The sequence below is a fragment of the Fusibacter sp. 3D3 genome (assembly GCF_001748365.1).
Taxonomy (GTDB): Bacteria; Bacillota; Clostridia; order Peptostreptococcales; family Acidaminobacteraceae; genus Fusibacter_A.
Window position 1 is genome coordinate 189660 of record NZ_BDHH01000008.1, and the last position, 13964, is coordinate 203623.

Sequence of the window (13964 nt, forward strand, 5' to 3'; positions counted from 1 at the left end):
AATTATGAAAAAACCTACCGCACTCATTATAATGGATGGTTGGGGACAAAGCGACGTGATAACTGGAAATGCAGTTGCACTTGCAAGTACGCCTAACTACGATCATTATCTTGAAAAATATCCTCATACATTAATCGGCGCTAGCGGGTTAGAGGTTGGCTTACCAGAGGGACAAATGGGTAACTCGGAAGTAGGACATCTCAACATCGGTGCAGGTCGTGTGATTTATCAGGAGCTTACAAGAATAACCAAATCCATCAAGGATGGTGATTTCTTTGAAAATGAAGCTTTATTACTTGCCATGAGAAATGCAAAAGCAAATGGCACAAAGCTCCATGCTTGGGGACTCTTATCAGATGGTGGCGTACACAGTCATATTGAACATTTAAAAGCACTGATTACGCTCGCAAAAAATCAAGGTCTTGACAACATATATATACATGCTTTTATGGATGGTAGAGATACTTCCCCTACAAGCGGTATCAATTATATCAAAGCACTGGAAACTTTTATGGCTGAAATCGGGTTCGGTGTGATTGCATCTGTTTCAGGCCGTTATTATTCTATGGATCGAGATCAAAGATGGGAACGTATCGAAAGATCTTACGATATGCTTGTAAGAGGCAAAGGTGCAAGCGTGGAATCTGCAGCGACTCTTATGAAATCCTCTTATGAAGCGGGCATAACAGATGAATTCATCATGCCTACGATGATTACTAAAGCGGGAAATCCCGTTGCAACTGTTTGTGAAAATGATTCTGTGATCTTTTTCAACTTTAGACCCGATAGAGCAAGAGAAATCACAAGAACAATTGTGGATGAAGCTTTTAATGGCTTTGAAAGAGATTACTTTAAAACCACATACGTGTGTTTGACACAGTACGACAAGGTTATGCCAAACGTAACAGTGGCTTACAAACCACAAACGATTGACAATACACTTGGGCAGTATATGGCGGCTCTTGGTAAAAAGCAACTGAGAATTGCTGAAACAGAGAAATACGCTCATGTAACATTTTTCTTTAACGGTGGCGTTGAGGCGGCAAACGCAGGCGAAGATAGAGCACTCGTAGCTTCTCCAAAAGTGGCAACTTACGATCTTAAGCCTGAAATGTCTGCTTATGAAGTCACCGATAAACTTTTAGAAGAGCTTGATAGAGATTATTATGATCTCATCATTTTAAATTTTGCAAATGCGGATATGGTAGGGCATACTGGGATTATTCCAGCAGCTATAAAAGCAGTGGAAACTGTGGATGAGTGCCTAGGTAAAATTGTGCGTAAACTTGAAACCCTCGGGGGGAATTTCATCATCACTGCGGATCATGGTAATGCTGAAGAAATGCTCACGGATACAGGTGAACCAATGACTGCACATTCCATAAATCAGGTGCCTTGCATTGTGGGAGGGATCGGAAATCCTAAACTAGCTGATGATGGAAGACTTTGCGACCTTGCGCCAACCATGCTTGAGATGATGGGCCTTGAAAAACCAATAGAGATGACTGGAACCTCAATTGTCTTGAAAAATTAAGTTTCAAGAATTTAGATATAAAAAGCTTATAGCTGTGGGTAAACTCATAGTTTATCCACAGCTGTAGCTTCTAAAAGGAAAGTTACCAACACATGAAAATGTGACACATAAATTATATATTATATGGAGGTATTCGTTATGTCATTTATTACTGATGTATTTGCAAGAGAAATTCTTGACTCAAGAGGCAACCCTACAGTAGAGGTAGAAGTATTTTTAGAAGACGGTTCTATGGGTAGAGCTGCTGTACCATCAGGTGCATCAACAGGTGCATTTGAAGCAGTAGAATTGAGAGATGGCGACAAAAGTAGATATTTAGGAAAAGGCGTTGAGAAGGCAGTCAACAACGTTAACGAAATCATCGCACCAGAATTAGAAGGCTGGGATGTATTTGATCAAGTAGGCATCGACAAAATGATGATCGCATTAGATGGCACACCAAATAAAGCAAAATTAGGTGCAAATGCAATCTTGGGCGTATCTATTGCTTGTGCAAAAGCAGCTGCAGAATCTGTGGGCTTATCATTATATGAATATGTTGGTGGTACAAATGCGAAAACATTGCCAGTACCCATGATGAATATCATGAATGGTGGCGCTCATGCGGATAACAATGTAGATATTCAAGAATTTATGATCTTACCAGTAGGCGCAACGAGCTTTAAAGAAGCTTTAAGATGGGGTGCTGAAATTTATCACACATTAAAAGGCGTTCTTAAAGCAAAAGGTTTGGCAACAGGCGTAGGCGATGAAGGTGGTTTTGCACCAAATCTACCGACAAATGAAGATGCTTTAAAAGTAATCATGGAAGCTATTGAAAAAGCAGGTTACAAACCAGGTGAGCAAATCAGATTGGCACTTGACGTTGCTGCTAATGAATTATTCGATGAAAAAACTGGCAAATATACTTTAGCAAGTGATGGCAAAGAATATACTTCAGCTGAAATGGTAGAATACTATGCTGGCTTAGTAGAAAGATACCCAATCATTTCTATCGAAGATGGTTTATACGAAGAAGACTGGTCAGGTTGGCAGTTAATGGTTGAAAAATTGGGTAACAAAATTCAAATCGTTGGTGATGATTTATTCGTTACAAACACTGAAAGATTATCAAGAGGTATTAAAGAAAAATCAGCGAACTCTATCCTAATCAAATTAAACCAAATTGGTTCATTAACTGAAACATTAGATGCAATCGAAATGGCTAAAAGAGCTGGATTTACAACTGTTACATCGCACAGATCTGGTGAAACTTCTGACTCAACAATTGCGGATATCGCAGTTGCTGTAAACTCTGGTCAAATCAAAACTGGTGCACCTGCTAGAACGGACCGTGTTGAGAAATACAACCAATTATTAAGAATTGAAGAACAATTAGGTGATAATGCAATCTATGCTGGTTTATCGGCATTTTACAACTTAAGATAGTTAGAGCGTTTATTCAAAACGGATGTTGACACTCTAACCATAATTTATACTTTAAGGTAAGAAAAATACTTGTCTATGTTTGCTTTAAATTAACTTGAGTTAGCATCTCAAGTTAAAGTTAAATGATATTAGCAAATTTTGGTTACGAAACTAGGGTAAATGTTCAAAGGCTTGATGAATAGCAACATCAAGCCTTTGTGCTTTTTTGATAAAAACGAAACAATTAATTGTATTTTAGGACATACTGTGTTAAAATACCTATGTTAAGCAAGTATAAACGGAGGTGTTAAAATGTTATCGACAATCGTAACAGTATTCTTAATACTGGCATCATTAGTATTAATTGCGAGTATATTATTACAATCAGGTAAGTCAGCGGGATTATCAGGCTCAATTGGTGGCGGCGCTGAGCAAATCTGGGGTAAAAATAAGGCAAGAGACTACGATGATAAGTTTGACAAAGTGACCAAAGTATCAGCAGTAGTGTTTATTGTATCAGCATTACTATTAGCATATATGCAATAATTAGCTTAAGCTAATTATTGTATATTTTTTTATTAGTATCATTAGTTTTCGTCCAGCTTAGAGTCAGGAATGTTCAGCCTGCTCTAGGCGGTTAGATGAGAACGTGTCCAGCAAAACAAAGTTTTGGTGGACAATGATTATCGAAATTTGTTTTTAAGTGACAAGATTCTTTTTAACGGCATACGTTATGAGGGTCAGTGAAAAAAGAAATTGTGACTTACATGTTATGAGAAGAAAAGTTTAAACTAGTGTGTTTGTTTTCATTAAATCTTTATTTGTGGGGAGGAATTTTAAATGGACTACGCATTATATTCAGCGGGTGTAGGCATTATCGCGCTCGTGTTCGCATTCTTCTTGGTTATAAGAAAGATCAATACAGTAACGGTCACACATGATCGAATGAATGAGATTGCATCTTATATTCACGAAGGATCAATGGCTTTCTTAAGAAGAGAGTACAAGGTTCTGGTTATTTTTGCAGGTATTTTAGCAGTGATTATTGCGGTTGGATTAAACAGTTATCAAACTGCAATTGCCTTTTTATGTGGGGCATTTTTTTCTGCTTTAGCAGGATTTTTCGGTATGCAAGTTGCAACAAAAGCTAATGTGAGGACAGCTTTTGCTGCAAAAGAAAGTGGTATGAATAAAGCATTGTCAGTTGCTTTTTCTGGTGGTGCTGTAATGGGCATGTCCGTTGTGGGGCTTGGTCTATTTGGCGTCAGCATGTTGTATTTTATTTTTAGAGATCCACAGATCGTTACTGGTTTTGGTCTTGGTGCTTCTTCGATTGCACTCTTTGCACGTGTTGGTGGTGGTATTTACACCAAAGCAGCAGATGTGGGTGCTGACCTTGTTGGTAAAGTTGAAGCGGGCATTCCTGAGGATGATCCGAGAAATCCAGCTGTAATCGCTGATAACGTAGGCGATAATGTGGGTGACGTTGCGGGTATGGGCGCTGACTTATTTGAGTCGTATGTAGGCTCTATTATTGCATCGATCACACTTGGCCTTGCCGTTTATGGTATGGAAGGCGCATATTTCCCATTGATTTTATCAGCATGTGGTATAATAGCCTCTATTATTGGCACGTTCTTTGTTAAAGGCACAGAGGGTTCAGATCCACACAGTGCTCTTAAAAAGTCAACGTATGCGAGTGGTCTCTTGGTGTTGGTAGCTGCTTATTTCTTAAGCAATCATTTCTTCGGTAATCTTTCTGCATTTTATGCAATTACAGCTGGACTTGTATGTGGTACTTTAATTGGTGTTGTCACCGAAATATATACTTCTGGAGACCACAAATATGTACAAAAAATAGCAGAACAGTCTTTAACAGGCCCAGCGACTACTATTATTTCTGGTCTTGCAGTGGGCATGTTCTCAACAATGTGGCCAATTCTTTTCATTTCAGCAGCGACGCTTTTAGCTTTTAAATTTATGGGACTTTATGGTATTGCACTTGCGGCAGTAGGTATGCTTTCAACAGCAGGCATTACTGTGGCAGTTGATGCTTACGGTCCTATAGCAGATAATGCGGGTGGTATTGCAGAAATGAGTGAGTTGCCAAAAGAAGTTCGAAAAATCACAGACAAATTAGATGCAGTTGGCAATACAACAGCAGCAATCGGTAAGGGTTTTGCAATCGGCTCTGCAGCATTGACAGCACTTTCGTTGTTTGCGTCTTACTCTCAAGCGATTCATCTTGAAACGATCAATATCTTAAATCCTAAAGTTGTGGTCGGTTTATTTATTGGCGGTATGCTGCCGTTCTTATTCTCAGCAATGACGATGGAATCAGTCGGTAAGGCCGCTTTCCAAATGATCGAAGAAGTACGTAGACAATTTAAAGATATTCCTGGTATCATGGAAGGTACTGCTAAACCAGATTATGCACGTTGTGTGGACATTAGTACAGGTGCAGCACTTAAAGAAATGATGATTCCTGGTATTATGGCAGTACTTGCACCGATTGTTGTGGGTCTTATTTTAGGACCAGAAGCACTTGGTGGTATGCTCGCGGGCGCTTTAGTTACAGGTGTGCTCATGGCAATCTTCATGGCAAATGCAGGTGGCGCATGGGATAATGCTAAAAAGTACGTTGAAGAAGGTCATTATGGCGGTAAGGGTTCAGAAGCACATAAAGCTTCTGTTGTTGGCGATACAGTAGGGGATCCGTTTAAGGATACTTCTGGTCCATCAATCAACATCCTAATCAAGCTTATGACGATCGTTTCACTTGTATTTGCACCATTATTTGCATCTATGGGTTCATTATTATAGATAGACTTTGAATTCAAATTTGAATCATAGCATTTAAAACAGAACATCTTAAAAATTAGTTTAAACCAAAATTCGATAACAATCATAACGCTTTCAAAAGAGCCCTTATAATGGGCTCTTTTTTAGGTTTTACAGTAAAACACATGAAAATGGAAATAGATTAGATTCACTCAAAAAGTGTATGATAATGAATTAGTGACTTTTCTACTCATACATCATATTTTTAAAAAGAGCCATGATCTTAATAAAGTCTCTAGACCTGTGGTGATTCGAATTTCACTCATTGAAGGCTTGAATGCCTGCCGATATAGAAAATACAAAGCGCTTGGTATGGCAACACCTTCTGAGTTCTTTTCAGTGCCAGAGGATGCATTGCTAAAAGTTTTAGAAGCGGTAATTTCTTTTGAAGGGGTTAGCATCGTAAGTTATAAATAAAATTTCACAAAACCATCACAATCCAATCACATACGTATCACTTTACTTGAATATACTCATATTCATAAAAGTAAATTAAAGTGAGGTAGTGACTATGAAAAAAAGTGTGGTTATTGGTTTAGTGGTTCTTATGGTCTTTTCAAGTTCTGTTGTCAGTGCGTATACGGGCATGTCGACGAAAACTTATGCCGTAGAAAAGACTTTGTCGACTTCAAGTTCAAGTGAAGCCATTTCAGTTGGAATTGATATCGTCGTAGATGGTGTTACACTGGATTTATCAGAAGCAGGTGCCGAAATTAGAGAGGGTAGAGTCTACGTCCCTTTAAAATTTATTTGTGATGCGCTTGATCTGGATGTGACTTGGGATGGAGAGACTGAAACAGTCACTGTGGGTAAAGCATTTAGCCATATCGTTGGCAAAAGTTATGTGACGCTTATAGATGGCACGACTAAGGATGTTCAATCCAATTCTTTCATAAAAGACGGCAGAACAATGGTATCGGTGAGATTGTTCGCTGAGGCGATTGGCGCAGAGGTGGCTTGGGACAGTAGCACGAGAACGGTTACGATTGATACGGATGATACAACTTCTACAAGTACCAAAACTGCAACAATACCAACGGGTGAACCGCCGACAGGAGAAAAACCAACAGGTGAACCACCGACAGGAGAAAAACCAACGGGTGAACCTCCAACAGGAGAACCGCCTACTGGTGAAAAGCCAAGCGGTACACCTCCAAATGCTCAGGCGACGACCACCACATCGGTGTCGTCATTGATTACAAGTGTATATGAACTTGCAACAGGGAGCAAGACTTTGAGTTCCCAAACATACAGCGCAACAGATGAAGATGAATCTGCAGTATGGGTGAATTCAGGTGCGACATTAACCTTATCGGATTCAACGCTCACCAAGACAGGAGATTCATCAAACGAAGAAACAAGCAATTTTTATGGTTTAAACAGCGCTGTGCTCGTGATGGACGGCAGTGCATTGACGCTTTCAGATTCTAAGATTACAACAAATGCAAAGGGTGCAAATGCGGTGGTTTCCACAGGAACGAATTCTAAAGCAACGGTCAGTAACTTGAATATCTCCACGACAGAAAATTCCTCTAGAGGCTTACATGCCACTAATGGCGGCACCATCATAGCGTCTAATGTCACCATTAAAACTTTAGGCGATCACTGTGCGGCTATTGCCACAGATAGGGGGTCTGGAACGGTTACAGTGACAACGGGCACTTTCAATACGGCTGGTGATGGCTCTCCAGGGCTTTATTCAACTGGAAAAATCAAAGGCACGGACATCACAAGTGTAGCCACTGGATCAGAAGCTGCGGTTATTGAGGGAAGAAATAGCCTTGAGCTTATTAATTCTAATATAACTGGGACAAAAAAATGGGGCGTCATGATTTACCAGAGTTTTTCTGGAGATGCTGAAGTCGGAAAAGGTGTATTTACAATGACCAATGGATCTATTACTTCAAAGGAAGGTCCAATGTTCTACAGCACCAATACACAAGGCGAAATCAATTTGACAAATGTAACGCTCAATAATACGACATCAAAGTTAATGACGCTTGGCGCAGGCGACTGGGGCACAGCGGGTAGTAATGGTTCTTCGATGATCTTTAATGCAAGCAATCAAATTTTAAAAGGTGCGATCACGGTGGATTCAATTAGTAGCTTAACTCTAAACTTAACGGACGATTCGGTGTTCGCAGGGAGTATAGATGTATCAAACACTGCAAAATATATTGAATTGAATTTGGACTTAGACAGTTCAATCTCCTTAACGGCAACAAGCTATGTGGATGTGTTAACGGATAAAGATACAACACTTTCCAATATCATCAGCAATGGCTATACACTCTACTATAATGCTAGTGAAGATGATAATGCATGGCTTAAAAGCAAGACGATTTCACTATCTGGTGGGGGTTATTTAAAACCTCTGAATTAAAGGCAGAGGCTTGATCAAATTATGAATTCTGACACTCTATATTGATATTTAACTCATGAAAAGAGCTGGTCCATTCCATTGAGAATGCCAGCTCTTTTCTATTGTTTCCACAAATTTTACGCAAGGCACCTATAAATTATCAGGTTAATACGTTATAATTAATTGTGATCGAGGCTATAATAATGCGTCGTTAAAGGAGGCAACAAATGAATAAAGATATTCTATTACAATTCTTTAAGGCAAATAGTGAAAAAGCCTTTGTAGAAATGGATTTAGTGGAGCAAATGAATATTCCCAAAGAAGATATACCGCTCATGTTTACTTACCTTGAGGAAATGGTAGTGGATGCAAAACTCATTAAAACTAAAAAAGGCAAATTTGCTTTGCCTGAATTTTTTCAAATATATGTAGGCAAAATTCAGATGACTGCAAAAGGCTTTGGATTCGCCATTATTGAGAGTGTTGAGATGAAAGATGTCTTTGTACCTTCAAGTGCCCTATTTGGTGCGATGAATGGCGATAAAGTCATGCTCAAACTCACTAAAATGGGTGGCCCCGATAAGAAGAGCGAAGGTGAAGTGATCAAGATCGTTGAACGCTCTAATACAGTGATCGTGGGCACGTATGAAGAAAGCAAGAATTTTGGTTTCGTGGTGCCAGATGATCAGAGGATCAGAAGCGATATCTTCATCTCACGCAACAATGCGCTTGGCGCTAAACAAGGCGATAAAGTCGTCGTTGAAATATCCAAATGGCCAGAAGATCGACGCAATCCAGAAGGTAAAATCACTGAGATTTTAGGTCAAGTGGGCGAGCCTGGTGTGGATATTTTATCCATCATCCGAACTTATAAACTGCCAGAAGTTTTTAACACGAAAGTGCTTCAAGAGGCAGAGAACATCCCCATTGAAGTGGAAGAAAATGAAATCAAAAAGCGAGAGGATTTCAGGGACTATAAGGTTGTCACGATTGATGGTAAAGATGCCAAGGATTTAGATGATGCGGTTCATGTGATTAAGCTGCCTAATGGCAACTATGAGCTCGGCGTGCATATTGCTGACGTGACTTATTATGTAAAAGAACACTCTAAAATCGATAAAGAGGCACTCAGACGTGCAACGAGTGTTTACCTGCTCAATCGTGTGATCCCGATGCTGCCTGAGAGACTTTCCAATGGCATCTGTAGTTTGAATCCGCAACTCAATCGTTTGACCATGTCTTGTGTCATGGAGATCGATTCAAACGGGGACATCGTCAATCACAAGATTTGTGAATCGGTGATCAAAACAGTGGAACGCATGAATTATGATGATGTATCGGATATTGTAGAGGGCAAAATTTCTCACGAACTCAAAGAGAAATACGGCGATCTCTTCGGTGAATTTGAAACCATGAAAGAACTTTCTCTCATTTTGAAAAAGAGGCGCAATAGACGTGGCGCAATAGATTTTGATTTTGCAGAATCTAAAATTCAGCTTGATGGTGAAGGCAAACCGATATTTGTAGGCAAATTAGAGCGCCGAATTGGACATAAAATTATAGAAGAATTCATGCTTGCGGCTAATGAAACGGTTGCAGAGCATATGTTCTGGCTTGAACTGCCCTTTGTATATCGTATTCATGAAATCCCAAATGAAGAAAAAATTGAAGCACTTAATAAATTCTTGCATAACTTTGGCAAAAAAGTTAAGGGGAGTGCAGAAGATTTACATCCAAAGGCAATTCAGCAGATGTTAACCGAAGTGAAAGGCAGTCCTGAGGAACATGTGATCAGTAAATTGACGCTTAGATCTTTAAAACAGGCGCGATACTCGCCTAATAATGATGGCCATTTTGGTCTTGCAGCGAAGTACTATTGTCACTTCACATCGCCGATTAGACGCTACCCAGATTTACAGATCCACCGGATTATAAGAGATCTGCTACAGGGAAGGCTAAATGGTGATCGCATCAAAGCTCTAAGAGCAATCGTGGATGAGGTATCCTTACAGAGTTCCGAGAAAGAGCGTACTGCTGAACTGGCTGAGCGCGATGTAGATGATATGAAAAAAGCGGAATACATGATGGATCATATCGGTGAGCATTTTACAGGGCTTATTTCAACGATCACTTCTTTTGGGATGTTTATTGAACTGGAGAATACCATTGAGGGTTTAGTGAGAATGGAAAACTTGGATGATGATTATTATGTATACGATGAAGAGCATATGCAACTGATCGGTGAACGGACTAAGAATGTCTATAAACTGGGACAAACCGTTGAAGTTGAAGTCATCAAGGCAGATGCAACGCTCAGACAAGTTGATTTCGATTTGGTGTAAGTGCCAACTTAATTGATGTTGTAACCGTTAGGTTACTTGAATGAGAAGTCCCCCTCTTCTTAGGGTGGGACGTATGTCACAAGAAAAGGATAGAGAAAGTGATGACGCATAAGAAGTTAATTGTAAGTGATATAGATGGGACGCTTTTGAGAAGTGATAAGACCATTTCTGAAAAGACTCAAAATAAAATATTCGACTTAATCCATCAAGGGCATCTGTTTGCCATAGCCACAGGTCGGATGCACAGTGCAGGTCGCATTATAACAAAGGACCTTGATTATGATGGCTTCCTGATCTCCTGTAACGGTGCTGTGGTAAAGCATCTTAAAACAGGTGAAGTGATTCAAGCGATTGAGATACCGAAACCACTGGCAAGAGAAGTCGTGAGAATTTGTCAAAAGCATGATGCTTATTTTCATCTTTACGAGAGTGATGTGATCCACGCAGAAAAAAATATGAATCTAGCACAAAAATATGCTGAGGGCATGAAAAAGTTGCCAGAAACCTTTCATTTTAAGGTGGCATTTCATCCCGATTTGATGCCACTTGTGGACAATATTACGATTTATAAGATTGGCCTTTGGAGTGAGAACCCAGAGGTGTTTGAAGCGGTAATGTCCGAAATCAAGGAGATTGAGGGTCTTGAAACTTGTAAGTCCCTTGAAACTTCATTTGACGTGATGGCGAAAGGCGTCAGCAAAGCCACTGGCATAGAGGCCATACGCAGTTACTATGGCATTCCGATTGAAGATGTCCTTGCATTTGGCGACAATGAAAACGATATGGATATGATCCAGTACGCCGGTGTGGGCGTTGCCATGAGCAACGCAACTGAAGCCTTAAAAGCGGTGGCAAATTACATCGCTATGAGTAATGATGAAGATGGGTTATTGCATGCACTGGAGGATTTGATTGGCTAAGTTTCGAGCAAGGTTTGAATGAGATTCGGATAAGGTTTGAACATAAATTTTTGACAAATTTAAATAATCAATTAACCTTATGGTAATGTGCTTTTAATACCTCTGATGTAATATGAAGTAGAAGTTAGCAATCGTGTAAAGAGTGTTTAAGCTCTACATATTATTAGAGGTGAATTATGAAAAAGACGATCGAAAATTTAGTTGTATTATCAGAACGTGCAGAGCCCGTTCGCGTTGAAACAGATGCGCTGTTAACAGCCGTTAGAACCGTGATGTGCAAGGAAAATTCAGATGACAAATTGAGTCAAATTCCTGAAAAATGGCAAGCTCAATATCGACAACAAGTGAATGATAAGATAAGACTGATCCAAAGCAAAAGGAGAGGCAATCCTGAAATTGCATGAATCTATTAAACCCTAAATATTAAATCATTAAAGCCCTGTGAGACTATTCGAAATTTGAGTAGGGTCACAGGGCTTTTTTTGTGTGGAGTGATGATTTATTTACTTATAGTAATGATAAAGATCGCGAATAAGTGAAAACTCATTTGGGTGACTGTCGTAAAGCTCTTGTAAGAGTGCTGTGTCGCCTCCATTTGCTCTTATTCTAAAAAGTTCGTCAAAAGCTTGAGATTCAAATTTAAGACTTAAATCAGCAAATGAACTGAGAAAACTATTTTTCTTTATACGAGAGAGTGCTTTATCCATGTAGAAGCCTTTAGCATGATTTTGCTGTGATGATGGTTTGCTAAAGTCAACGCGATTTCTCAGCCACTCCGCATGTGCTTCTGCTTCTAATTGGCGCATTTCTTCTTCGTATTCTTTTTGAACGACGGCAAGCTCAGTTGCTTTTGCTTTAACGCGACTATCATATTTGGCTTTTTCAAGTGATTCTAAATAAATTTGGTATAGTTCCCAAGACGAATAGCCATTTGCACGGGCTATTTTTTGACGGTCTGCTTTGATTCTGGTAATAGTATCAAAAATATTTTGATTGATGATTTCACCAGCTTTTAAATAAACATTACATTGTTCTTCGAATAGATTTAGGTCAATTTTTGCTTTAGAGAGGGCAGCATCCATTTCAGCTTGCATTCTACTCGGTGTTCCTACTATCGCATATACTAAGTAACCTTCGGTTACTTCATAAACATTTCTAAAACTTGCTATGACTTCATATGCCAAAGGCGTTAGAATATCATTTTCATCTATTTGGATCGAACTAAAATCACTTGTGTCCCTTATATTAAAATCAACGTATAATTGGCGATCCATGTTTTTTGTGGCACGGTAGAGCGTTGAGTCTGTTCCGCCTTTGGAGTAGAGGTCTACACATTTGGTAACGGTCTCAAATACATCTTTATAACGCTTTAAATTTTCTTTGTGAGCAAGTGCGACTTCTTGAAGCATTCTGTTTAAGTTTTGATCAATTTCAATGCCATATTCACGCATTAAGCTGATTTCATAAGCTTGATTATAAAATTCACTATAATATTGACTGTGATTTTCGTATTCTGATTCTGAACCAGATGTGCCATTTTCTAAATCAATTGCAGAAGATGCAAGGCCTGCGCTCCCTAAATCAAGGATTCCAGCAAGTGTATAAAGTTCATCAACAGCTTTTTTAAGAGGTTTGTAGGCACTGTACTTGTAAGTTTGGACAGCAGATATTATGCTTATTTTGTTACCAAATTCGATTAACTCGGATTGATAAAATTGTAAAAAACTCATATCTAAGACGTTGTTATTATTTACTTCGTTTTCTGCAATTTTTAATTTTGTGTGTAAGCTATTGAGTTCATCTAGGTAAATCGGTAATAAATAATCATGCTTTTCTTGCGGTGTCATGATGTTCCATTTTGCTTCAAAGGCATCTTTTTCTTCTTGACTTACTTGCGATTCAGCAATTTTTAATTGGTTCAAGATTTCTTCTTCAGAAACAGTAACTTTTTTTTCAATTGCACGTTTCTCTGCAACAAGGGTTGGTAAGTGTTGCGCCCCAATTGCATATGTAGAGGTTGTTGCCATTAGGCATGTGATAAAGCCCATAATGATAATTTTTGAAAATCGATTCAGTTTCATAGTTGGTCTCCTTGTAGAATTATAATATTTATCAAAGCATACACTCAGTCAGCTTCGCTACCTTCGCAACCTTCGCAACCTTCGTAATCCTACCAGATTGCATTCAGCGGGAGTTTCTGAATTAGGAATATGAAGTGATATTGTTATTATAGCATGTTTGATGCTTGATAAGCTAACAGGAATCTCCTGAAATATTTGAATTTAGACTATAATTTACTCGATTTTTACAGATGGGAAATAAAGGAAATACTGTTTTATTAAAACCGCAAAATCTAATTCTCCTCGTGAAAGAAGTAATTTTAGATTTACAGTGTCAACTGATTAGACATGATTTGTATAATGAGAGCATAACTTTATCAAGATTTATTGTAGAAACGAATTTTCAGCTAAAAACTATCAAATCACTACTTGCAATACATAATTTGGAAAGTTAAAATAAGATAGGACGTTAGTCGCATTTGTTCATCAGGACATTGG

10 protein-coding genes are annotated in these 13964 nt (G+C 38.9%); 9 read left to right on the forward strand and 1 reads right to left on the reverse strand.

Annotation, left to right across the window (positions count from 1 at the left end; genetic code table 11):
* Position 1: 1 nt before the first annotated feature.
* The 9 genes from gpmI to F3D3_RS11300 all read left to right on the forward strand — a co-directional run bounded on the left by gpmI (position 2) and on the right by F3D3_RS11300 (position 11810).
* A complete protein-coding gene (gpmI, locus tag F3D3_RS11260) occupies positions 2-1534 on the forward strand; it encodes a 2,3-bisphosphoglycerate-independent phosphoglycerate mutase (RefSeq protein WP_069873965.1) in 1533 nt (510 codons plus the stop codon).
* A gap of 138 nt (positions 1535-1672) precedes the next feature.
* Positions 1673-2962: a phosphopyruvate hydratase gene (gene eno / locus F3D3_RS11265; protein WP_069873967.1), complete on the forward strand. Its 1290-nt coding sequence runs from the start codon at positions 1673-1675 to the stop codon at positions 2960-2962.
* A 291-nt stretch (positions 2963-3253) separates the two neighbouring features.
* Entirely contained in the window at positions 3254-3487 is a 234-nt protein-coding gene (gene secG / locus F3D3_RS11270) for a preprotein translocase subunit SecG (RefSeq protein WP_069873968.1), read from the forward strand.
* A 294-nt stretch (positions 3488-3781) separates the two neighbouring features.
* Complete coding sequence (locus F3D3_RS11275) at positions 3782-5764, forward strand: sodium-translocating pyrophosphatase (RefSeq protein ID WP_069873970.1); 1983 nt, start codon at positions 3782-3784, stop codon at positions 5762-5764.
* A gap of 177 nt (positions 5765-5941) precedes the next feature.
* Complete coding sequence (locus tag F3D3_RS11280; protein ID WP_069873972.1) at positions 5942-6199, forward strand: hypothetical protein; 258 nt, start codon at positions 5942-5944, stop codon at positions 6197-6199.
* A gap of 94 nt (positions 6200-6293) precedes the next feature.
* Complete coding sequence (locus F3D3_RS11285; RefSeq protein WP_069873973.1) at positions 6294-8165, forward strand: copper amine oxidase N-terminal domain-containing protein; 1872 nt, start codon at positions 6294-6296, stop codon at positions 8163-8165.
* Positions 8166-8371: 206 nt separating this feature from the next.
* Positions 8372-10486, forward strand: coding sequence for a ribonuclease R (gene rnr, locus F3D3_RS11290; RefSeq protein ID WP_069873975.1), 2115 nt, complete (start codon positions 8372-8374; stop codon positions 10484-10486).
* 101 nt (positions 10487-10587) lie between these two features.
* Entirely contained in the window at positions 10588-11406 is an 819-nt protein-coding gene (locus F3D3_RS11295) for a Cof-type HAD-IIB family hydrolase (protein WP_069873977.1), read from the forward strand.
* Between the two features lie 176 nt (positions 11407-11582).
* Positions 11583-11810 (forward strand): hypothetical protein, encoded by a 228-nt coding sequence (locus F3D3_RS11300; RefSeq protein WP_069873978.1) that lies wholly within the window; start codon positions 11583-11585, stop codon positions 11808-11810.
* Positions 11811-11909: 99 nt separating this feature from the next.
* Here F3D3_RS11300 and F3D3_RS11305 read toward each other — a convergent pair whose 3' ends face one another.
* Positions 11910-13487: a hypothetical protein gene (locus tag F3D3_RS11305; protein ID WP_069873980.1), complete on the reverse strand. Its 1578-nt coding sequence runs from the start codon at positions 13485-13487 to the stop codon at positions 11910-11912.
* Between the last annotated feature and the right edge of the window lie 477 nt (positions 13488-13964).

Coding starts and splice junctions, on each gene's coding strand:
- eno (WP_069873967.1), top strand. CDS start 1,673: ATGTCATTTATTACTGATGTATTTGCAAGAGAAATTCTTGACTCAAGA.
- secG (WP_069873968.1), top strand. CDS start 3,254: ATGTTATCGACAATCGTAACAGTATTCTTAATACTGGCATCATTAGTA.
- F3D3_RS11275 (WP_069873970.1), top strand. CDS start 3,782: ATGGACTACGCATTATATTCAGCGGGTGTAGGCATTATCGCGCTCGTG.
- F3D3_RS11285 (WP_069873973.1), top strand. CDS start 6,294: ATGAAAAAAAGTGTGGTTATTGGTTTAGTGGTTCTTATGGTCTTTTCA.
- rnr (WP_069873975.1), top strand. CDS start 8,372: ATGAATAAAGATATTCTATTACAATTCTTTAAGGCAAATAGTGAAAAA.
- F3D3_RS11295 (WP_069873977.1), top strand. CDS start 10,588: ATGACGCATAAGAAGTTAATTGTAAGTGATATAGATGGGACGCTTTTG.
- F3D3_RS11300 (WP_069873978.1), top strand. CDS start 11,583: ATGAAAAAGACGATCGAAAATTTAGTTGTATTATCAGAACGTGCAGAG.
- F3D3_RS11305 (WP_069873980.1), bottom strand. CDS start 13,487: ATGAAACTGAATCGATTTTCAAAAATTATCATTATGGGCTTTATCACA.